This is a genomic window from Duganella sp. BJB476, from assembly GCF_003416895.1.
Lineage (GTDB): Bacteria > Pseudomonadota > Gammaproteobacteria > Burkholderiales > Burkholderiaceae_D > Rugamonas.
This window is the reverse complement of record NZ_QVIO01000006.1, coordinates 139,296-159,962: the sequence shown is the minus strand read 5'-3', so window position 1 is coordinate 159,962 and position 20,667 is coordinate 139,296. Positions and strand designations below refer to the sequence as shown.

General features: G+C 65.6%; 20 protein-coding genes and 1 pseudogene. 12 read left to right on the top strand and 9 right to left on the bottom strand.

What is annotated here, in order from left to right; all coding sequences use genetic code 11:
* Positions 1-23 precede the first annotated feature (23 nt).
* The 6 genes and pseudogenes from mobB to D0T21_RS22690 all read right to left on the bottom strand — a co-directional run.
* A pseudogene (gene mobB / locus D0T21_RS22715) lies at positions 24-584 on the bottom strand (molybdopterin-guanine dinucleotide biosynthesis protein B); the annotation flags it as partial.
* Positions 585-636: 52 nt separating this feature from the next.
* Positions 637-831, bottom strand: a complete 195-nt coding sequence (locus D0T21_RS22710) for a hypothetical protein (RefSeq protein ID WP_116993478.1) — start codon at positions 829-831, stop codon at positions 637-639.
* 69 nt (positions 832-900) lie between these two features.
* Positions 901-1,578: a general secretion pathway protein GspB gene (locus D0T21_RS22705; protein ID WP_116993479.1), complete on the bottom strand. Its 678-nt coding sequence runs from the start codon at positions 1,576-1,578 to the stop codon at positions 901-903.
* A 1-nt stretch (position 1,579) separates the two neighbouring features.
* Entirely contained in the window at positions 1,580-3,250 is a 1,671-nt protein-coding gene (locus tag D0T21_RS22700; RefSeq protein ID WP_116993480.1) for an AAA family ATPase, read from the bottom strand.
* An 18-nt stretch (positions 3,251-3,268) separates the two neighbouring features.
* The gene (locus D0T21_RS22695) at positions 3,269-3,784 is read right to left on the bottom strand and encodes a hypothetical protein (RefSeq protein ID WP_116993481.1); all 516 of its coding nucleotides are present in this window, start codon (positions 3,782-3,784) and stop codon (positions 3,269-3,271) included.
* Positions 3,784-3,969, bottom strand: coding sequence for a hypothetical protein (locus D0T21_RS22690; protein ID WP_116993482.1), 186 nt, complete (start codon positions 3,967-3,969; stop codon positions 3,784-3,786). Before D0T21_RS22690 ends, D0T21_RS22695 begins: the two co-directional genes overlap by 1 nt.
* 214 nt (positions 3,970-4,183) lie before the next feature.
* On the opposite strand from D0T21_RS22690, the gene D0T21_RS22685 reads away from it, so the two are divergent.
* Positions 4,184-5,512: a GIN domain-containing protein gene (locus D0T21_RS22685; RefSeq protein WP_116993483.1), complete on the top strand. Its 1,329-nt coding sequence runs from the start codon at positions 4,184-4,186 to the stop codon at positions 5,510-5,512.
* 95 nt (positions 5,513-5,607) lie between these two features.
* Here the strand turns inward: D0T21_RS22685 and D0T21_RS32545 are convergent, their stop codons facing one another.
* Entirely contained in the window at positions 5,608-6,105 is a 498-nt protein-coding gene (locus D0T21_RS32545; protein WP_229211603.1) for a hypothetical protein, read from the bottom strand.
* A 47-nt stretch (positions 6,106-6,152) separates the two neighbouring features.
* Here D0T21_RS32545 and D0T21_RS22675 point away from each other — a divergent pair, with 47 nt between their 5' ends.
* The 11 genes from D0T21_RS22675 to D0T21_RS22625 all read left to right on the top strand — a co-directional run bounded on the left by D0T21_RS22675 (position 6,153) and on the right by D0T21_RS22625 (position 18,168).
* Complete coding sequence (locus D0T21_RS22675; RefSeq protein ID WP_116993484.1) at positions 6,153-7,022, top strand: BadF/BadG/BcrA/BcrD ATPase family protein; 870 nt, start codon at positions 6,153-6,155, stop codon at positions 7,020-7,022.
* Positions 7,023-7,026: 4 nt separating this feature from the next.
* Entirely contained in the window at positions 7,027-7,761 is a 735-nt protein-coding gene (locus tag D0T21_RS22670; RefSeq protein ID WP_116993485.1) for a GntR family transcriptional regulator, read from the top strand.
* Entirely contained in the window at positions 7,758-8,855 is a 1,098-nt protein-coding gene (gene nagA / locus D0T21_RS22665; RefSeq protein ID WP_116993486.1) for an N-acetylglucosamine-6-phosphate deacetylase, read from the top strand. The genes D0T21_RS22670 and nagA overlap by 4 nt, the downstream gene beginning before the upstream one ends.
* 5 nt (positions 8,856-8,860) lie before the next feature.
* The gene (locus tag D0T21_RS22660; RefSeq protein ID WP_116993487.1) at positions 8,861-9,874 is read left to right on the top strand and encodes an SIS domain-containing protein; all 1,014 of its coding nucleotides are present in this window, start codon (positions 8,861-8,863) and stop codon (positions 9,872-9,874) included.
* Positions 9,875-9,889: 15 nt separating this feature from the next.
* A complete protein-coding gene (locus tag D0T21_RS22655; RefSeq protein ID WP_116993488.1) occupies positions 9,890-11,152 on the top strand; it encodes an ABC transporter substrate-binding protein in 1,263 nt (420 codons plus the stop codon).
* Between the two features lies 1 nt (position 11,153).
* On the top strand, positions 11,154-12,014 hold the full coding sequence (locus D0T21_RS22650; RefSeq protein ID WP_116993489.1) for a carbohydrate ABC transporter permease: 861 nt from the start codon (positions 11,154-11,156) through the stop codon (positions 12,012-12,014).
* Positions 12,011-12,814, top strand: a complete 804-nt coding sequence (locus D0T21_RS22645) for a carbohydrate ABC transporter permease (RefSeq protein WP_116993490.1) — start codon at positions 12,011-12,013, stop codon at positions 12,812-12,814. The genes D0T21_RS22650 and D0T21_RS22645 overlap by 4 nt, the downstream gene beginning before the upstream one ends.
* Positions 12,811-14,304, top strand: coding sequence for a beta-N-acetylhexosaminidase (gene nagZ / locus D0T21_RS22640; RefSeq protein WP_116993491.1), 1,494 nt, complete (start codon positions 12,811-12,813; stop codon positions 14,302-14,304). The genes D0T21_RS22645 and nagZ overlap by 4 nt, the downstream gene beginning before the upstream one ends.
* A gap of 25 nt (positions 14,305-14,329) precedes the next feature.
* On the top strand, positions 14,330-15,631 hold the full coding sequence (locus D0T21_RS22635; protein ID WP_116993492.1) for an MFS transporter: 1,302 nt from the start codon (positions 14,330-14,332) through the stop codon (positions 15,629-15,631).
* A gap of 4 nt (positions 15,632-15,635) precedes the next feature.
* Positions 15,636-16,757 carry an ABC transporter ATP-binding protein gene (locus D0T21_RS22630; RefSeq protein ID WP_116993493.1) on the top strand — a complete coding sequence of 374 codons (1,122 nt, stop codon included), beginning with the start codon at positions 15,636-15,638 and terminating at the stop codon, positions 16,755-16,757.
* Positions 16,758-16,866: 109 nt separating this feature from the next.
* A complete protein-coding gene (locus D0T21_RS22625; protein WP_116993494.1) occupies positions 16,867-18,168 on the top strand; it encodes a hypothetical protein in 1,302 nt (433 codons plus the stop codon).
* Positions 18,169-18,203: 35 nt separating this feature from the next.
* Here the strand turns inward: D0T21_RS22625 and D0T21_RS22620 are convergent, their stop codons facing one another.
* Together D0T21_RS22620 and D0T21_RS22615 are read right to left on the bottom strand one after the other, a co-directional pair.
* Complete coding sequence (locus D0T21_RS22620; protein ID WP_116993495.1) at positions 18,204-19,526, bottom strand: glycoside hydrolase family 18 protein; 1,323 nt, start codon at positions 19,524-19,526, stop codon at positions 18,204-18,206.
* A gap of 14 nt (positions 19,527-19,540) precedes the next feature.
* The gene (locus tag D0T21_RS22615; RefSeq protein WP_229211602.1) at positions 19,541-20,281 is read right to left on the bottom strand and encodes a GntR family transcriptional regulator; all 741 of its coding nucleotides are present in this window, start codon (positions 20,279-20,281) and stop codon (positions 19,541-19,543) included.
* Positions 20,282-20,667 lie beyond the last annotated feature (386 nt).

The following is a 20,667-nucleotide window of genomic DNA, read 5'->3' as shown; positions in this document are numbered from 1 at the left end:
TTACGGACGTTCCGGGCGTAACTTTAGGCGTTGGCTGAAACTTTTTTCAGATGGCCGCCCAACCAGGCCAGCACGGCCTGCGGCTGGTTCAGGTCCAGCCAGGCCAGGCCGGGCCGCAAATCCGCCGGCGCCGGCTGGTCGGAGGCGACCGCGATCACGCAATCATCGTTGGGATACAGCGGCGGCTTGCCGGTCGCGGTGCGATACACCTCCAGCTTGGCCACCGGATAGGACTTGAAGCCTTCCAGCAGGGTCAGGTCGGCGGGGGCGAGACGGTCCAGCTGCTCATCCAGCGACGGCTCGGGCGCGCCGCGCAATTCGCGCACGATCGCCACCCGGAACGGCGACGCCACCATCACCTCGGCCGCGCCGGCCCGGCGCAGGCGGGAACTGTCCTTGTGCGGCGGCTCCAGCTCCAGGTCGTGGTGGCTGTGCTTGACGACATTGACTTTCAAGCCCTGCGCGGCCAGCCCGGCGATCAGAAACTCCAGCAGCGTGGTCTTGCCGCTGCCCGACGTCCCGGTCACCGCCAGCACTGTGCGCTCGCGCGCGGGAATTACTCTCTGCATTGCCTGACTCTCCGCTGCATCATGTTGCCGCCATTATACGCAGCAACATCGGAGCGGGGCTGGCGGCTTACTCTTCGTTCAAGGCCTTGAAGCGTTCGCTACGGGCGCTGCGCGTGCCCAGCAGCAGCAAGCCGAGGCTGATGAAGCCGGCGACATAGGAGCCGGTATCCTGCTGCACTTGCGGCGTCTGCTCAGCGGCGTGGGCGCGCGGAACGGCGAAGGCTGCGGCGATCAGCAGCGGCAGCAATTTCATGTATTTCATCGTGTTTCCCGTGCATGTATGTCAATGATAGGAAAATATCATTGCAACATGACGGGCGGATGACAGATATCAATACGGAACGCGGTAGCGATAACCCTTGAAATTGAATACCGCCTCGCGCGGCTGCAGTTTATCCAGGATCAGGCCGGGGGCGACCTCCTCGCCTTCGTGGCGCAGTATCTTGTCGATCAACAACAGGCGGTCGGCAGGATTCTTGGAATAGATGTAGCCGCCCACGGTGATATGCGGGATCGAGCGCTGTATCGGTTCCGGCAAATCGCGCAGGTTCTGGACCGGCTCTTCCTGCGCGACAGCCGGCTTGGCGGCTTGCTCCACCACCGGCGCCGCCGCGACCGGCTCCGGCGCCGGATGCGGACGCGGCGCCGGCGTCACCGTCGCCACCGGCGGCGGCAAGGCGGCCGCCAGCGGCTGGCCGTCCGCCGGAACGGCTGGCGCGACAGCGCGCGCAGGCGCAGGTGCGGCTGACGCGGCGACTGGCGTGACTGCTGTTGCGACTGGCGCCGCGGCTGGTTGCGGTTGCGGTTGCGGCGCGGGGCGCAGCACCAACGCCAGCAATACCGCGATCGCCACACCCATCGCCAGTAGCGCGAGCACCACCGGCTTTTTCAAGGCGCCGCCTGCCGACTTGCCGTCCGCCGCATGCAGCGTGGGCGCGTGCAGCGTCGGCGCACTGCCCAGTTGACGTTCCGCCTGCGCCTTCTTCAACGCTTCCAAAATATAAGACATATTATTTCCCTGCCGCGCTGGCCAATAAGCGCGGCTCCTGCACGCCGCCCAGCTGATACAGCCGGATGAAAGTTTTCGGACCGGCCACGCCGTCCGCCTTGAGATGTTGCTCGGTCTGGAATTCGGTCAGGCGCGCGCGCAAGCCGGAGCTCAGCGGCTGATCGTCCTGCGGCTTCTTCAGGCCATAGATCTGCGCCAGCCGCCGCGCCAGCCAATCCACATCGGGACCATGATCGCCGCCGTGGACCTCGTCGCGCCAGCTACGCGGCGCTCGCCAGAAGGTCGTGAACTCGCCATCGAAGCGGGCCTCCAGCGCGTCCAGGCTGATGCTTTGCGGCTTGCCGCCGGGTGCGGCGATGGTCGCGCTGTGTTCGTCCATCGCCGTCAGCAGCACGTAGTTGGGCGCGGTGGGATCGTCATGCAAGGTCAGCATCGCCGGGCGGTCCAGCAGACGCAATTCCGCCACGCCGCCCTTGACCTGCAAGCAGCGCAGGTTCAAGCGCGCCGCCGTCGGACAAGGCTCGCCGTCCGGCAGCGCCAAGCCCCAGACCGCCGCCAGCTGGCGCAAAGCCGCCGCGCTACCGCCTGCCGCCACAGAGGCAGGCACAGGCGTCGCCCCTGCCGCTGGCATAGGCGTCGCCGCTGGAGCCGACACAGGCACCGCCGCCTTGGGAAGCGTCGCTCGCGCCGTCGCCGAAGCCGCTTGCGCGCCCTGCAAAACCGGTTTCGCATCATGCGCGGCCAACTGCCACGCAGCCACACTCAACACCACGCCGCCCAGCACCCCGGCCGCCACCAAAGGCCAGCGCGCCGCGCCCGCCTGCGCGCCCTCGCCGCCGATCGCCGCATCCGGCCGCGCAAACACCTCGGCCGCAGCCTTGCGCAGGATGGTGCGCGTCACCTGCGGCTGGTTCTCGACATACGCGCCCAGCAAAGCCCGGTCGCACAGCAGATTGATACGGCGCGGCACGCCCTTGGCCAGCTTGTGCACCAGGCCCATCAGCCCACGCGGAAACGGCGCGATCGCCGCCGCGCCCGCCACCGCCAGCCGGTGCTCGATATACGCCCCGGTCTCCGCCTCGCTCAGCGAGCCCAGGTGGTAACGCGCAATCACCCGCTGCGCCAGTTGCTCCAGCTCCGGCCGCGCCACCATCGCGCGCAGTTCCGGCTGGCCGATCAGGATGATCTGCAACAGCTTGCGTTCGCTGGTCTCCAGATTGGTCAGCAGGCGCAACTGCTCCAGCACCTCCGCCGACAGGTTCTGCGCCTCATCGATGATCAGCACATTGTTGCGGCCCTGCGCATGGCTGGCCAGCAGATAGGCATTGATCGCATCCACATAACCCTTGACGCTGACCGCCCCCGCGCCCGGCGGCACCAGCGCGATGCCGAACTCGTCGCAGATCGACAACAGCAGCTCCTCCACCGACAGCTTGGGATTGAAGATGTAGGCCAGCTTGCAGTTCTCGGGGATCTGCTCCATGAAGCAGCGGCACACGGTGGTCTTGCCGGCGCCGATCTCACCGGTCAGCAGCACGAAGCCGCCGCCGCTGCCGACGCCATACAGCAGATGCGCCAGCGCCTCGCGATGGCGTTCGCTCATGAACAGGTAGCGGGGATCGGGCGCGATGGAAAACGGCGATTGCTTCAGATTAAAAAAATGCGTGTACATGAAGACCCTGGCGATGCGCTACTTCAAGCGCTGGCGCACCGGCGGCGGCTGCACCGGCGGCAAGGGCTTGAACTTGGCGCAGTAAATCTTGGATTTGGTATCGAAATACACGATGCGGCTGGCCGGCTTGGCCTCGCGCACCGGATAGGCCGAGCTGTCGATTCTCGCATAATGCAGGCCGACCTGGGTGATGATGGCCTGCTCCAGCTCCTCCGGCGTGGCCTCGGCCACGGCGCCGACGAAGATATAGGTGCTGGTGTCGTCGCTGACCATGACCTCGGAAATCGGCTTGCCCCACAGATTGGCGCCGTCGGTCTTGAACCAGTAGGCGCCGCCGTCGTGCTTGTACGCCGGGCCGAAAGCCTTGAGCAGATAGTCGTAGTAATACAGGTTGTCGGTCTGGTCGCGGCACAGCAGGCCGTTGCCAACGATGGTGCCGAAGGTGGTCGGCACCGATTGCGCACCGGCGGCGCAGCAAGCCGCAGCCAGCACGGCGGCCAGGACGCCGCGCAGCAAGCGCATGAATGACGGCATTATAATTTCTGCAACCAGGACCGGTTGGCGCTGATGCGCGCCTTGGCGGTGGCAGGAAGGGCTTCGTAACAGCCTGGGTATTGTTTCAAGGCGCTTTCCCGAATTTCCTTCTGCAAGCCGTTAATCAAAAAAATATACAGCACCGAGCCGTCTTCCGTATTTTTGGTCCCCATGTACCTGATCATGTGCGCTCCTTTGATCTGCGCAGGTGTTCCCCGGCAATACATCTTACGTCCATTATGACATTAACGGTCGTGCCGCACTGAAGTTGAATGACGGTTCATCACCGTTTTTTTGCAGCTGATCCCCTCATTCCGCGCGTCCGTCCCATTCCGCGCGCCGGCTGGCGGCGTTTGTCATATCGTTCAATCCTCGCCACTTCCCATAATCGAGATAAAAATGAAGCAGACGATCAAACACACCGCGCTGGTTTCCGCCCTGATGGTGGCATCCCTGGCCAGCTTCGCCGTCCAGGCCGACACCAAACAGGATGACACCGTCGGCACCGAAACCCGCACCGTGGCGGCCTTCAGCAACATCGCCATCAGCGGCCCGTTCCAGGTGATCGTCACCGCGCAGCCGGGCAACGCCATCGAGCTGTCCGGCCTGCGCCGCCAGTTCGCCGAAATCGAAACCTCGGTCAGCGGCGATACCCTCACCGTGCGCCAGCCGCGCAAGAACAAGGGCTGGGTCTTCAACTTCGGCTGGGGCAAGAAGGACAGCAAGCCGCCGATGACCATCCGCATCAGCGCGGCCGGCCTGAAGAGCCTACGCAACTCCGGCAGCGGTGACGTTGATTTGCAACAATTCCAGGGCCAGCAACTGAGCCTGACCTCCGAAGGCCCGGGCGACTTGCACGCCAGCGGCGCCGTGCGCGACCTGACCGTCACCGCCTCCGGCAGCGGCGACCTCGATCTGCGCACCCTGAAGGCGGCCAGCCTGAACCTGACGATGAGCGGCCCCGGCGACGTCAACGCCGGCGGCATGACGCAGGACGTCAACCTGACCGTCAGCGGCTCGGGCGACCTCGACCTCGGCGACCTGCACGCGGGCAAGATCAACGCCTCGATGCACGGACCGGGATCGGTGTCGCTGCACGGCACCAGCAAGGAAATCCGCGCCGAGATCGCCGGCTCGGGCGACCTGGAAGCGTGCTCGCTCAACACCGAAGCGGCCAGCGCCATACTGCACGGCCCGGGCGAAGCCTGCCTGGCCGGCGCCATCAAGAAATTCGAAGCGGAAGTGCACGGCTCGGGCGACCTGACGGTGCGCGGCCTGCAAGCGCCGAGCGCGCGCGCCCTGCTCAGCGGACCGGGCAATATGAACCTGTCGGGCAGCGTGGGCGTGCTCAGCGCGGAAGTGAGCGGCTCGGGCGATCTGGAGGGGCAAGCATTGCAAGTGGCGCGCGCGGTCACGCGCAGCCGCGGCCCGGGCAACATCATCCTGAGCAAAGTCAGCGACGCGCTGGACGCCGAGTTGAGCGGCTCGGGCGACCTGAGCGCCACGACCGCCTGCAAGAACGTCAAGCTCAACATGCACGGCCCGGGCGAGGTCAAGCTCGAAGGCAAGACCGACACCCTGGTCGCGCAGCTGAGCGGCTCCGGCAGCCTGCATGCCCGCCAGCTGTGGACCAGCCAGGCCGACGTCAAGGTGAGCGGCCCCGGCAACGCCGTCGTCAACGTCGCCGACAAAGCCGTCACCTACGACCGCAAAGGCCGCAGCCAGTAAAAATCGGGGTCAAGTCTGACATTCGGACACGAGCTCTGCCGTAAGCCCGCTTACGGCAGAGCTCGTGTCCGAATGTCAGACTTGACCCCGGTGTGTTAATCGAAGCAGAGGCGCTTCTTGGTGGCGGCGATCAGTTTGTCGTCGTACGGATGCAGGTTTTCGATAAACAGCAACTCCGTCTCATCCGGCTCTTCCAGACACATCGCCAGCATCATCGGACCATCCTCCATCCGCCCGATGAAATGCTTGGGCCAGCGATTCTTGCGGTTCGCCTTCATCACTTCCATCCCCAGCTTGGCCAGCGGCGCCTTCACGCCCGCAGCCAACGCTTCCTTCTGCCAGTCGTCCCAGTAATCGTTCATCATCTTGCTTTCAAAGTGCACTAAAGCCGTAGTGTACTCCCTCGCCCCGCCCCCTACCAAAAGCAGACCAAAGTGGCATGCAAATGCGACACCAAACCACTTGCCGAAAAATCCAGCAATACCCAGCAAAAACAAACACTTACAAATACGTTCCAAGTCGACAACGCCAGTCCACTTCAATATTTTATAATACCAGTTAAATACCTGTTGACAAGCTGGTTTGCCAAACATATAGTGCCCTCACACGGGGGATCCCGGCACAGCATTCTCGGATAATCATGATCGAATTTTTAATCGGCGTAGACGGCGGCGGCACCGGCACCAGGGTGCGACTGGCGCGCGTCGACGGCATTGAACTGGCCGAAGGCGTCAGCGGCCCGTCCGGCCTGATGCACGGCATCGCCAACGCCTGGGCCGCCGTCGAGGACGCGGCCGGCATGGCCTTCCGCGCCGCCGAACTGCCCATCCCCGCCAAGGAACAAGTCGCCATCGGCCTCGGCCTGGCCGGCGTGCACAACCGCGCCTGGGCGGCCGAATTCGTCGCCGCCAATCCCGGCTACGCCCGCGTCGCGCTGGAAACCGACGGCCACACCACCGTGCTGGGCGCGCACCGCGGCCAGCCGGGCTCCATCATCGCGCTGGGCACCGGCAGCGTCGGCGAGATCAAGCGCACCGACGGCGTCCACGTCGAAGTGGGCGGCTGGGGCTTCCCGGCCGGCGACGAAGCCAGCGGCGCCTGGATCGGCCTGCGCGCCATCAACCACGTACAACAGGTGCTGGACGGCCGCTTGCCGGCCTCCCCCTTCAGCGCCGACCTGGCGCAAGCCTGCGGCGGTGGCCGCGACGCGCTGCAGAACTGGCTGGCCAAGGCCACGCAAACGCAGTACGCGCAACTGGCGCGCATCGTGCTGCAGCACGGCGAATCGAACGACACCGCGCGCGCCATCCTGCTTGAAGCGGGACGCCAGGTGGAGTTGATGGGCAACGCGCTCGACGCCGGCGGCAAGCTGCCGATCGCGCTGTGCGGCGGACTGGCCGCGCCACTGCGCCCCTACTTGCCGGTATCGATGTTGAAGCGGATCGTCACGCCGCAAGGCGATTCCGCAGCGGGTGCCTTGCGGCTGATCCAACAACGTCTGAAGGAGTAAGCCTGTGCTAGCCCAGTTGAGCGATTTCAAGCCCGATGCCGAGAGCGACACCCCCCTCTACATGCAGCTTGCGAACAAGCTGTCCGACGGGATCGCGGCCGGCGACTGGCGCGCCAACGAGGCCCTGCCGTCCGAGCGCGTGCTGTCGGACATGCTCAACATCTCGCGCGTGACCGCGCGCAAGGCGATCGACATGCTGTGCGAGCGCGGCATGCTGACCCGCAAGCGCGGCTCCGGCACCTACATCACGCCGAAACTGGAGCAGCCCTTATCCCGCCTGACCAGCTTTTCCGAAGAGCTGCGCGAACGCGGCTTCACGGCCGGCTCGCGCTGGCTGCAGCGCGACATCGGCATCGCCTCGCCGGTCGAGCTGCTGTCGCTCGGCCTGTCGCCCAACATGCCGGTGGCGCGCCTGAAGCGCCTGCGCACCGCCGACGACGTGGTGATGGCGATCGAGACCACCACCATCCCGGCCCAGTACATGCCCAACCCGCACAGCGTGACCGATTCGCTGTACGGCTACCTGGAAGCCAACGGCACCATTCCGATGCGCGCGCTGCAGCATATCCGCGCCGTCAACGCCAGCGCGGAGCAAGCGCGCCTGGCCAACATACCTGCGGGTGCCGCGATGCTGCACATCACCCGCGTCAGTTATCTCGACAACGGCGCAGCGGTGGAACTGACCCACTCGTATTGCCGCAGTGATTATTATGAATTCGTAGCGGAGTCGCGCAGATGAGCAGTGCAATCCAAGGCAATATCCTGACCTCGGCGGGCTGGGTCCGCGGTGAGATCACCTTCAGCGACCGCATCGCCGCCATCCACGGCAGCAGCACCGACCCGTCGAAAAACGAAGACGTCTATATCCTGCCTGGCTTTATCGACCTGCACGTGCACGGCGGCGGCGGCAAGGACGTGATGGAAGGCGGCGACGCCGTCCACACCATCGCCGCCATCCACGCCAGGCACGGCACCACCAGCATGCTGGCCACCACCATGACGGCGCCGCCGGAAGACATCGACCTGGCGCTGCAAGGCATCGGCAAAGCCGCCGCCCTGCGCGGCAAAGGCGAAGCGCGCGTGCTGGGCGTGCACCTGGAAGGCCCGTTCATCAACTCCGGCAAGCTGGGAGCGCAGCCGCCGTTCGCGCGCACCGCCAAGCTGGCCGACGTCGAGCGCCTGGAAGCGATCGCGCCGATCAAACTGATCACCGTGGCGCCGGAAATCGGCGGCCATCTGGAGCTGGTACGCGAACTGTCGGACGCCGGCATGCGCGTGCAGATCGGCCACACCCTCGGCACCTACGAGGACGGCGTGGCCGCGCTGGAGCACGGCGCGCACGGCTTCACCCATTTGTTCAACGCCATGACCGGCCTGCATCACCGCGAACCCGGCATGGTCGGCGCCGCGCTGGCCCATGCGCAGTATGCCGAATTCATCCCCGACCTGCTGCACGTGCACCCCGGCGCCATCCGCACCGCGCTGCGCTGCATCCCGCACCTGTACTGCGTGACCGATTCGACCGCCGCCACCGGCATGCCGGACGGCGAGTACATGCTGGGCCGCCACACCGTCATGAAATGCATGGGCGGCGTGCGCCTGCCCGACGGCACGCTGGCCGGCAGCACCCTCACCATGGACCAGGCGCTGCGCAACCTGGTCGGACTCGGCCTCGATCTGGCGGACGCCTCGGCACGGGTCTCAACGTATGCAGCCGACTATCTCGGCCTGCAAGAGCGGGGCCGCCTGGCCCCCGGCGCCTACGCCGACTTTGTAGTGCTCGACCGTGACCTGAATCTCAAAGCCGTCTATATCGAAGGAGAATTGTTGTGACCTCAATGATGTTGAAAGAAGCCCTGTCCGCAGCCGATTGCGTAGCCCTCCAGCTGGCCAGCGATGGCGACCGTTACGCGGAGCTGGGCCGCAAATTGAGGAGCACGTCCTTCTCGACCGCGCTGACCATCGCGCGGGGCAGCTCCGACCACGCCTGCGCCTACGCGGCCTACCTGATCATGGCCCGCCTGGGCCGCGTGGTGGCGTCGCTGCCGATGTCCCTGGTGACCTTGAACAAATCGCCGCTGATCACCCGCGACACGCTGGCGATCTCGATCTCGCAATCGGGCCAGAGCCCGGACGTGGTCGAGCCGATCAAATACTTCCGCGACGGCGGCGCCACCACCATCGCGCTGGTCAACGACATCGACTCGCCGCTGGCGCATGCCGCCGAGTGGTCGATTCCGCTGCGCGCCGGCAAAGAGCAAAGCGTGGCCGCCACCAAGAGCTTCATCACCAGCCTGGTGGCAGGCGCCCGCCTGGTCGCCGCATGGCAGAACGATCCTGAGCTGCTGGCCGGCCTGGAAGCCCTGCCCGACTCGCTGCGCGAGGCCGCCAAGGAAGACTGGTCCTCGGCCATCGAAGTGCTGGCGCCTGCCCGCAACATCATGGTGGTCGGCCGCGGCATCAGCTTCCCGGTCGCGCTGGAAGCGTCGTTGAAATTCAAGGAAACCTCGGCCCTGCAGGCGGAAGCCTTCAGCGGCGCGGAGATCAAGCACGGCCCGATGGCGTTGATCGAAGAAGGCTACCCGCTGGTGATCTTCGCCACCCGTGGCCCTACGCAAGCGAGCCTGCTGCAGCTGGCGACCGAGATGCGCGGCCGTGGCGCGCGCGTGCTGCTGGCCGCGCCGGCCGACGTGGCCGACCGCGACCTGACCTTGCCAGTGGCGGCGACGCCGGATCTGGATCCTATCGTGGCGATCCAGGCCTTCTACGTGATGGCGGCCCAGCTGTCGGCGGCACGCGGCATGGACCCGGACGCCCCGCGCCACCTGAGCAAAGTCACCAAGACCAACTAAGCAGCGGCACCATCAATGAAGAAACGCATATTGCTGACGGCATTGATGGTGCAGGCCTTGCTGAGCGGCGCTGCCCTCGCGGCGCCTGAAAAAATCGAATTCTGGACCTTCAGCATGAAGCCCAAATTCACTCCCTACTTCGAGACGCTGGTGAAAAACTACGAAGCCGGCAATCCAGGCGTGAAAGTCGAGTGGGTCGACTTTCCATGGGACGTGATCCAGACCAAGCTGGTAACGCGCATCGTCGCCGGCACCCCGCCCGCGCTGGTCAACCTGAACGTGCCCTGGGCCGACGAATTCGCCCGCGACGGCCTGCTCACGCCGGTCGACGCCCTGCTCGGCGACGCCCGCCCGCGCTACCTTCCCAGCACACTGGAAGACCTGACCTTCGGCGGCAAGACCTACGGCTTCCCGATGTACAGCAACGTCGCCGTCATCGCCTACAACACCCAGATATTCAAAGCCGCCGCCATCCCGCACGCGCCGCGCGATCTCGACGAACAACTACTGTTCGCGCGCCAGATCGCCGCCCGCACCGGCAAGGCCGGCCTGTGCCCCGCGCTGTCCAAGATCGACGGCCTGATGATGCAGCAAGGCCTGGCCGTGATCCAGAACGGCAAGGCGGTGTTCAACTCGCCCGCCCACATCGCGCTGATCAAGAAACTGGCCGAGACCTACAAGGCCGGCGGCCTGCTGAAAGATGCGCTGTTCGCCGAAGATAACTTCCCCGCCGCGATCGACGCCTACAAAGGCGGCCGCCTCGGCATGCTGCTGGCGCCACCAACGGCCGTCAAGCGCATCCAGAGCGACGCCAGGGACATCTACGCCATCACCGACGTCGCCCCCGCGCCGCTGGGTCCCACCGGCATCGCCGACGGCGGCTGGCTGATTCACTTCGCCGTGCCAAAGAACGTCGACGCAAAACTGCTGCCGGCGGTCGGCAAGTTCGCCCGCTACCTAACCAACGACGCCAACCAGCTGGCCTTCGCCAAGCAGGCCAGCGTGTATCCGGCCATGTCGCAGGCGGCCAACGATCCCTTCTTCATGACCGTGCCGCCAGGCGCCGGTGCGGCCGAGAAGGCCGTATCGGCGGGCGCCGTTTCGATGCCGCATTCACACACGCTGTACGTGGCCGGCATCACCGACTACGACGAACTGCGCCGCTACCTGGTGAAGGCCGTCGAAGCCGGCGTCACCGGCAAGCAGGACGTGAAGGAAGCGCTGGACCAGGCGGTGGCGATCTGGAACAAGAAACTCAGCGCGCAGCGGAGCCACTGAGATGAGCCGCTCGAACCTCACCGCCTGGCTGTTCCTCGCCCCCGCGCTGGCGCTGCTGGCCGTGTTCTCGTTCTGGCCGGTGGCCTTCGGCTCCCTGCTGGCCTTCACCGACTACAGCCTGATACGCGACACCCACTGGGTCGGCCTGGACAACTTCCGCTACATCTTCGACAACGAGATGTTCGTTACCGGCCTGAAAAACTCGCTGATCTTCCTGCTGATGGTGCCCTTCGTGCAGATCGGCGCACTCGGCCTCGCGGTACTGGTCAACAACCAACTGCCCGGCATCCGCTACTTCCGCGCCGCCTTCTACGTGCCGGTGGTGACCACGGTGTCGGTGGTCGGCATCATGTGGGGCTTCATGTTCCACGAACAGGGCGCGCTCAATTACGTGCTGATGACGCTGCGGCTGGTCGGCGCGCCGGTCGGCTGGCTCTCCAACGACAGCCTGGCGCTGTTCGCCATCATGTTCGTCACGCTGTGGCGCGGCCTGGGCTGGTACATGGTGATGTACCTGGCCGCGTTGCAAGCCGTCCCCGCCGACATGCAGGAAGCGGCCATCCTCGACGGCGCCAACCGCTGGCAGCGTTTCTGGCGGATCACCGTGCCGATGCTGCGCCCGACCATCATGGTCTGCACCATCCTCTCCGTGCTGGCCGCCCTGAAGGCCTACCAGGAAGTGGACGTGCTGACCCAGGGCGGACCGATGAACTCCACCTTCACCGGCTTGTACTACGCCTACGACCAGGGCCTCAAGCACCTGAAGCTGCCGCGCGCGCTGGCCGCCAGCTTCGTCATGTCCATCTTCTGCATCGGCATCGCCCTGCTCTGCCTTCGCTACATCAAGCCCAAACACCGATGAAGACGATCACCCACTACCTGCTGCTCTGCGCGATCGCGGTGGTCTGCGTGTTCCCATTCTGGTGGACGCTGGTGACGGCCATCTCCACCGAAGGCAACATCTTCGCCTTCCCGCCGACCTTCTGGCCGAACCAGCCGTCGTTCGAGAACTTCATCGAAGTGTTCAGGGCGATTCCGATCTGGTCCTTCTTCCGCAACTCCGTCTTCATCGCCGCCTGCACCGTGTTCTGGAAGCTGGCGCTGTGCTCCGCCGCAGCCTACCCGCTGGCGCGCATGCACTTCAAGGGCCGCAAGCTGGTGTTCGGCCTGATCCTCGCCACGCTGGTGCTGCCGTCGGAAGTGAACTTCCTGGTCAACTTCATCACCGTGACGAAACTGAGCCTGGTCGACACCTACACCGGCGTGATCCTGCCCAACGTCGTCACGGCGGTTGCCATCCTGCTGCTCAAGCAAGCCTTCGAGGAAGTACCGCAGGACCTGATCGACGCCGCCCGCGTCGACGGCGCCTCCGAATGGACCATCTTCAGTAAAATCATGCTGCCGCTGATCGCGCCGTGGCTGGCCACGGTCGGCATCCTGACGGCGGTCGAGGCATGGAACGAATACATCTGGCCATCCATCGTGATGAGCAAACCGGACGAATTCCCGCTGTCGGTGGGCGTGCTGTACTTGCGCGGCACCTTCGGCAGCAGCACGCGCGTGATCGCCGCCGGCACCATCTTGACCATCCTGCCCACGCTGGCAGCCTTCCTCTTTACTCAACGATTCTTCATGCGTGGCATGGACGGAGCTGTGAAATGACCCCAACCCAAAACGACCTCAGAAAAATCGCCGGCCAGCTGATCATGATCCGCTTCCCCGGCACCGTGCTCGATGCCGCCACCGCCGACTTCATCAAGGCCAACGGCATCCGCGCCGTCTGCCTGTTCCGCGGGAACATGACCGACTCCGAACAGCTGGCCAAGCTGACCGCCGACCTGCGCGCCGTCATGGGCCCCGAGTCGCTGATCGGCATCGACCAGGAAGGCGGCGCCGTGGTGCGCTCGACCTGGGTGCCGGCGCCGCCGGCCGCCATGGGCCTGGGCGCGGCCAACGACACCGACCTGGCCTACCGCACCGGCGCCGCCGTGGCGCGCGCGGTCAAGGCGCTGGGCTTCAACTGGAACTTCGCGCCGGTGCTGGACCTGAATAACAACCCGCACAACCCGGTGATCGCAGAGCGCTCCTTCGGCGCCGAGCCGCAACGCGCCGCCGAACTGGCGATGGCGTGGATGGCCGGCAGCCATGCGGAAGGCGTATCCTGCTGCGTCAAGCACTTCCCCGGCCACGGCGACACCAACGTCGATTCGCACCGCGACCTGCCGACCGTGAACAAGCCGGTCGAGGAACTGGACCGCATGGAACTGGCGCCGTTCCGCATCGCCTCCGGCGCGGCACCGGCCATGATGACCGCCCACATCGTCTACCCGACACTGGACCCGGACAATCCGGCCACCATGTCGCGCCGCATCCTCACCGGCCTGCTGCGCGAGGAATGGCAGTACAAGGGCGTCGTCATCACCGACGGCATGGACATGCACGCCATCGCCGGCCGCTACGGCGTGGGCAACGCGGCCGTGCGCGCGCTGACCGCCGGCGCCGACATGGTGATGGCGCTGGGCACCACCGAAACGCAAAATGAAACGCTGGACTCCATCGCCGCCGCCATCGCCTCGGGCGAGCTGTCCATGGACGCCGTCAAGCAGCGCCTGGACCGCCTGGCGTCGCTGGCGCTGGCCTATCCATGCAAGCCGCGTTCGTACAAGGAAGACGCCGCCGACCGCGAAGTGATGGCCGAAGGCTGGCGCCGCAGCCTGACCGCCTACGGCGCGCCCACCCGCCCGGCCGCCGGCGCGCAGGTGCGCCTGGTGGTGCGCCAGGACGTGGTCAGCGACGGCGTGTCCGAAGCCGGCGTGCCGGCCGAAGGCGTGGCCGCATCGCTGCGCCGCCTGTACGACGTCGAACTGACCACCTTCGCCGACGCCGACACCTTCGACTGGAGCGCGCTGCCGCAGGACGGCCGCTTCACGATCCTGGCCTCGACCTCGCGCCTGCGCTACGGCGAGCACGCGCGCGCGACGTGGAAGCCGGACCTGCACCTGGCCTTGTGGAATCCGTACCAGGCGCTGGACATCCAGGCGCCATCGCTGATGACCTACGGCTTCGCCCAGCCGGCGCTGGACGCGGTCAACGGCTGGCTGTGCGGCGAACTGGAAGCCACCGGCAACGCACCGGTGCCCGGCTTCGCATAAACAATCAATCAGGGGAGGAGGCAATATGGACAACAAAAAAATACGCAACCCGAAGTTCTGGGTACCCAGCCTGTACCTGGCGCAGGGCCTGCCGTTCTTCGCGGTGGCGATCGTCGCCAACCAGATGTTGAAGAGCATGGGCGTGCCCAACGACGAGCTCAATCACTGGACCGGCTTGATCGGCTTCGCCTGGGTGTTCAAGCCCCTGTGGAGTCCCTTCCTGGAACTGGCCAGCAGCAAGAAGCTGGTGGTGGTCGGCTTCCAGATCTTCGGCGGCTTGTGCCTGGGCGGCGTGGCGCTGGCGCTGCATGCGCCGTTCTGGTTCGCGGCCTGCATGGCCATGCTCGCGCTGGTCGGCATCTCGTCGGCCACGCACGACATCTCCTGCGACGGCCTGTACATCTCCAGCCTCGATGAAAAAGGCCAGGCCAAATACGCCGGCTGGACCGGCACCTTCTTCAACGCCGGCAAATTCTTCACCACCGGCGGCCTGCTGCTGCTGGCCGGCCACTTCGAGAAGACCTTGGGCGTGGTGCCGGCATGGACCATCAGCTTCTGCATCCTGGCCGTCATCATGGTGGCGCTGGGCCTGTACAACAGCTGGGCGCTGCCGACCGCGCTGAACGAAGTCACGGCCGACACCAACGCCGGCGCCATCGCCCGCACGCTGGGCGAAGTGATCGTCGAGTTCTTCAAGAAGCCCGGCATCTGGGTCTCGATCCTGTTCATCATCCTGTTCCGCGCCGGCGAGGCGCAGGTGCAGTCGATCGGCCCGCTGTTCCTGCGCGAGGCGCGCAACCTCGGCGGCCTGGGACTGACCACCGCCGAAGTGGGCGCCGTGTACGGCACCGTCGGCACCGTGGCCTTCGTGGTCGGCAGCATCGCCGGCGGCTACTTCACCTCGTGGCTCAGCCTCAAGCGCGCCATCCTGTGGCTGATCCTCGCGGTCAACCTGCCCAACCTCGCCTTCTACCTGCTGTCGGTGTTCCAGCCCACCGAGCTGTCGGTGATCGGCGTGGCGCTCAGCGTCGAGATGTTCGGCTACGGCTTCGGCTTCGTCGGCCTGATCCTGTACATGATGCAGGTGGTCGCGCCGGGCAAATACCAGACCGCGCACTACGCCTTCTCGACCGGCATCATGCAGCTGGGCTTCGTGCTGTTCAAACTGTTCAGCGGCGACATCCAGCTGTCGCTGGGCTACCAGCACTTCTTCGTGTGGGTGATGCTGTGCGCGATTCCGGTGGCGGTGCTGTCGCAGATCATTCCGATGACCGCGCGCCCGCAGGCGGAGGAAGAGCCGGCGCCGCAAGCCGTGCGCGCGGGATAAGCGGATGGCCAGCGTCAGCCTCAAACAAATCGTCAAGAGCTACGACAAGACCCCGGTGGTGCACGGCGTCGACCTCGATATCGCCGACGGCGAATTCATGGTCTTCGTCGGCCCTTCCGGTTGCGGCAAGTCGACGCTGCTGCGCATGATCGCCGGCCTGGAAGACATCAGCGGCGGCACGCTGCACATCGGCGGCGCGCTGGCCAACGACATCGCCCCGGCGCAGCGCAAGCTGGCCATGGTGTTCCAGTCGTACGCGCTGTATCCGCACATGACGGTGTACGAAAACATGGCCTTCGCGCTCAAGCTGGCCGGCCGCAAGCCGGCCGAGGTGGCGGCGGCGGTGGAGCGCGCGGCGGCCATCCTGCAGATCGCGCCGCTGCTCAAGCGCCGGCCCAAGGAGCTGTCCGGCGGCCAGCGCCAGCGCGTCGCCATCGGCCGCGCCATCGTGCGCACGCCGGAGGTGTTCCTGTTCGACGAGCCGCTCTCCAATCTCGACGCCAGCCTGCGCGTGCAGATGCGGGTGGAAATCAGCCGCCTGCACCAGGAGCTGAAGACCACCATGATCTACGTCACCCACGACCAGGTCGAGGCGATGACCTTGGGCCAGCGCATCGCGGTGTTCAACGCCGGCCGCATCGAGCAGGTCGGCACGCCGCATGAACTGTACAACCATCCGGCCAACCTGTTCGTGGCCGGCTTCCTCGGCACGCCGAAGATGAACTTCATCGCCGGCGAGATCGTCGCGCTGTCGGCCGACCACGCCAGCGTGCTGCTGCCCGGCGGCGCCATCGTCGAGGTGGACGCGCGAGGTTCCGAGCGCGGCCCGCAACGGGGCGACCGCGTCACGCTGGGCGTGCGCGCCGAGCACCTGTCCATCGTCGGCGCCGCCGGCGCCGGGGCCAACACCATCGACGTCGGCATCGGCCATGTGGAATACCTGGGCGACCAGTCCATCGTCTACACCACGCTGGCCGGCGCCGGCGAAATGATCGCCGTCAAGCAGCCGGCCGAAGCGCCGCCGCTGCACGCCGGCGACCTCACCCGCATCCACCTGCCGCCGTCGCGTTGCCTGTTATTTAACGCCGGCGGCCAGGCGCTGGCGCGCGGGCCGACACACGCTTGAATTCGTAATTGCTACCGGTTTTATGTAACAATACGCGGGTTTGTACTGTCGCGATGGCACGGCCTACCCGCCAGCCCTCTAATTTGTTTGATAGAAAGAAGGATAATTCATGTCCCACATTCGTCTCGCTCGTATTAGCCTGATCCTGGCCGCCATCGGCCTGAACGCCGTACCGGCCGTGCTGGGCATGTCCCCGGTCTACGCCGCCGAAGCCGCCAAGCCGGCCGAAGCGCCGAAGGATGCCGTGCGTCCCGAGATCTACAAACTGATCGACCCGGCACAGACCAAGGAACTGCTGGCAGCCAAGAACTACGCCGAATTCAAGAACCGCATCGACACCGCGGCCGCCATGCCGAACGTGACGCCGTATGAAGACTTCATCCTGAACCAGATGCGCGTGCAACTGGGCCAGGCCTCCGGCGACTATCCAGGCACCGTCAAGGCGCTGAGCGCCATGATCGACTCCGGCCGTCTGAAGTCTGAAGACAAGCTGCGCTTCATCGACGCCGTCGGCGGCATCTACTACAGCCAGATCAAGGACTACGACCAGGCCATCGCCTGGTTCACCCGCTACGGCACCGAGTCGGGCGACACGCTCAAGCAGCGCCAGTTCATCGTGCGCTCTTACTTCTTCAAGGACGATTTCGCCACCGCCAAGGCCGAGGCGCTGAAGGACGTCGCCGCCGCCAAGCAGTCCGGCATCGCGCCGCCGAAGGACGAGCTGAACCTGCTGGGCAACGTCGGCATCAAGACCAAGGACACCGAGCTGTATCTGCAAGCGGTGGAAGAGCTGACCCGCTACTACCCGAACGAAGACTACTGGTTCGACCTGCTGAACCGCACCCGCGGCAAGAAATCCTACGCGCCGCGCCTGGACCTGGACATCGCCCGCCTGAAAGCGCTGGCCGCGCCAGCCAAGATGGAGCCTGAGGACTACGCGGAAATCGCCGAACTGGCGGTGCTGGGCGGCTTCTTCACCGAAGCCAAGATCGCCATGGACAAGGGCTACCCGGGCGCCATCCCGGCCGACAAGAACAAGGCCGCGCTGCAGAAAATCCGCGACAGCGCCAACAAGGGCGCCGCCGACGATGCCAAGAACATCGACAAGGGCATCGAGTCCGCGCAGAAGTCGAAGGACGGCGTCGGCATGGTGAACCTGGGCTACAACTTCGTGACGCTGGGCCAGGCCGACAAGGGCATCGAGCTGATGAAGCAAGGTATCGCCAAGGGCGTGGCCAAGAATCCGGAAGACGCCAAGCTGCGCCTGGCCTACGCGCTGGCCATCGCCGGCAAGAAGGACGAATCGGTCAAGCTGCTGGAAACCATCAGCGGCGCCGACGGCCGCGGCGACCTGGCGCGCTACTGGATCATGTACCAGAACCCGCCAAAGGTAGTGGCGGAAGCCAAGTAATTCCCCCCCAAAAAACCGGCCTCGCGCCGGTTTTTTTATCGCCGCATGGCGGCCGACAAGGCGTCGAGCAGCTGGTGCTGGCCATCGTTGCTCAGCTCCCAGAACATCGCCCCGCGCAGGCCCTGCGCCTTGATGTAGCGGGCCTTCTCCTTGAGCGAGGCCGGGTCCTCGTAAGTGATCCAGACCCGCTCCGCCGCGTGGTACAGGTACGGCGCCTTGGCCGCGTCGTTCCAGTAGCGCCGGTAGCCCCTGTCGCCCTCAAATCCCGCCGTCAGATAGCCCTGCTTGAGCAGATGGCTGAACCCATACGAATTGCCGCCGTCCACGCCGCCGCTGGCGCCGCCGTCGCACGGCTGGTACTGGCCGTCGCCGTTGGCGCCGGGCGCGCAGCCCTTCCAGCCGTAGCCATAGAACGGCACGCCCAGCACCAGCTGGTGCGCCGCCACGCCGGCCTGCAGGTAGCGCTGCACCGAACCCGCCGCGTAGAAGCCGCTGGCCGCCACCGGATCGCCGGGATCGGCCAACAGCGCCGCGTGATGGCCGCTGCTCTTCTCCCACGGCATGTGGTAGTCGTAGGCCATGATGTTGATCCAGTCCAGGCTTTGCGACAGCTGTTTGATCCAGCCGCTGCCGGCCGCGCCCTCGTTGACGTAGTTGGCATTGCCGCCGGCCGCGATGGTGATGCTGTAATGCTTGCCATCCTGCTTGCCGGCGGCGTCGAAGGCCGCGCGCAGCTCACGCGCCAGCAGGATGAAGTTCTGCTTGTCGGCCGGCCGCGCGCACACCGCGCCCGCCACGCAAGGCACGCCGGCCTCGGTCGGATATTCCCAGTCGATGTCGACGCCATCCAGGCCGAAGCGCCGCATCAGCTTCACCGACGAGGCGACGAAGCTGGCGCGCGCCGCCACGCTGTCGGCCACGTTGGAAAACTGGTTGGACCAGTCCCACCCGCCGACCGACACCACCACCTTGAAGCGCGGATGCTGCTTTTTCAGCGCCACCAGCGCGCGCAGGTTGGCGCCATCGCTGGCGGCGTCGCGGAACACCAGCGCGCCGTTGGCCGAGGCGGCGTCGCCGGCCGCGTCCTGGCACGCGGCCACGTAGTTGACCGAGGGCTCGGGGTTGCCATGCCGGCCGTTCCAGCAGACGTCGAGGAAGGCGTACAAGGCCATCGTCAGCTTGCCCGCGCCGACGTTGGCGGCGGTGACCGGGAAGGCGTCCGACTTCCAGCCGGGATAGTAGCCGACGATTTCCGCCGAGGTGGCGGTGGTGGCGGTGGTGGCGGCGCTGGCGGTGACAGGCAGCGCGGCGGCCAGCGCCGCCGCCATGGCCCAGCGTTTCAGGTGATGCGCGTTCATAGATCCTTGCAAGGTTAGCTGGCGTTCAATTCCGCCACGAAGTCATACATATCGCCGCGGAAGTAGGAGCGGCAGAATTCCACCGCGCGGCCGTCGCGCAGGAAGCCGAGCCGCTCGACCGACAGCCCGGCGTCGCCCTCCTTCGCCTGCAGCAGCGCGGCCTGTTCGGCGTTGAGCAGCAGCGCCGACAGCCGCTGCAGGGCGCGCACCGGCCGGTTGCCGGCCTTTTCCAGCGCGTCGTACATCGACACGTCGACCGCCTCCAGCGACGGCAGGCAGGACGCCACGATGGTCGCGTACTCCAGGCACATCGGCACGTCGTCGGCGTAGCGCATGCGGTGGAAGCGGTACACCGCCGCGCCGGGACTGAGTCGCAGCCGCATCGCCTCGTCCGGCGTGACCGTGCCCTCCGAGCGCTTGAGCCAGACGCTGCGCGGCGTGCGCCCGCGCGCCCGCATGTCCTCGGAAAACGAGGTCAGCTTGGCGAAGTTCTTCTCGATGCGGGTGTTGATGAAATTGCCCGAGCCGGGCCGGCGCACCAGCACGCCCTCGGCGACCAGGCCGTCGATGGCCTTGCGCACCGTGATGCGCGACACCGCCAGGTCCGCCGCCAGTTGGCGCTCGGCCGGCAGCGCGTCCTCCGGCTTGAGCAAATGCTGCTCGATGGCCGAGCGCAAGGCCCGTTGCAGACGCTGGTACAGAGGCAGGTTACTGGTCTCATTGAGGTGCGCCCGGATGTGTACCAGTGGGGTCATAGAATCGTTGTCCATAACGAGGCAGGCATCCTGTTTGTAGTTGTCAATTGATAATACCAAAAAAAGACCAGCACACAATCGCCGTCACCATCCGGATCCGCAAATATTTTTCGCAAAACCCGCACAACCCGCATGGATGCTGGCTTTCAGGCTGTTGCAGATCATCACAACAGCGGTCCATACCAGCGCCGCAGCGGTATTACATAGTTGCCGAAGACACACTCTGTATGCCGCATACAACATTACGAAAAAGAATTTCAAAGTGGTAGTGATCTGGTATTAAAAGACGGGTATATTGGCGTTGGATTGGTTTTGTAAGTGGTTTGTAAGAAGTAAAAAACGGCATCAACAATCAGTGGGCTCGGCGGAGCCTTCATCAACGGGAG